Genomic DNA, 784 nt, shown 5'->3' on the forward strand with positions numbered 1-784 from the left:
GAAGTAACCTGAGCGATGGTGATGTTGGCGCGCTCGGGGAACATCGGATGGTTCTCGAGCAGCGGGCCGAAGCGGTCGAGCTCATAGGACCAGACGTCATTGTCGACCCAGAAGATGGCGTGCGGATTGCCCGTCGAGACGACCGAGGGGGAATGCAGCACCGGCGCGTCGATCGGGCCGATCTGCAGCTCGATCATGCGGGTGTCGCGGAATTCCTCGGCCAGCGGGATATCCTGCCAGCCGAAGCGTGGCGTGCCCATATCGACCGAGATCGAGCCGTCGGCATGTTCGCGCGCATTGAGGATGCCCGCCACGGTTTCGAAGGTGAAGATCTTCTGGCCGGTCTCGGCGGCGAGCGCCTGGACGACGCAGCGCATGCCATTGCCGCAGGCCTGCGCGCCAGTTCCGTCGGAATTCAATATGTCGATGAAAAAGGCGGTGCCCGGCGTCCTTGCGTCGTGGATCGCCATGATCTGGTCGAAGCTGGTCGCGGCATCGGCGTTCAGCGCAATCGCCGCCGCCCCCGTCACTCGATCGGCACGGCCGCGCATATCGGCAACGATGATCTCGTTGCCGATGCCGTTCATCTTGGCGAAAGGGGCAGTGCTTGCCATGGATCGAAAGGTCTCATGCCGGTTTGGCGCCTATATGGCGGATACCGGCCGAAATTACCAGTGTGCGGACGTCAGAGCGACGTGCGTCCATTTGGACCCACAAAGTACGCTCTGACATTTTTGAACCAGCGCACGTGCTTTCTGCTGCGCACTTTTGCGCGACATGCATT

1 protein-coding gene is annotated in these 784 nt (G+C 61.7%); it reads right to left on the reverse strand.

The window, feature by feature from the left end; translation table 11 throughout:
• A partial coding sequence (gene dapF, locus EN906_RS35915; protein WP_127375860.1) for a diaminopimelate epimerase occupies positions 1–614 on the reverse strand: 614 nt, incomplete at its 3' end.
• Positions 615–784: the final 170 nt, after the last annotated feature.

This window comes from Mesorhizobium sp. M7A.F.Ca.CA.004.06.1.1 (assembly GCF_003999135.1).
Lineage (GTDB): Bacteria > Pseudomonadota > Alphaproteobacteria > Rhizobiales > Rhizobiaceae > Mesorhizobium.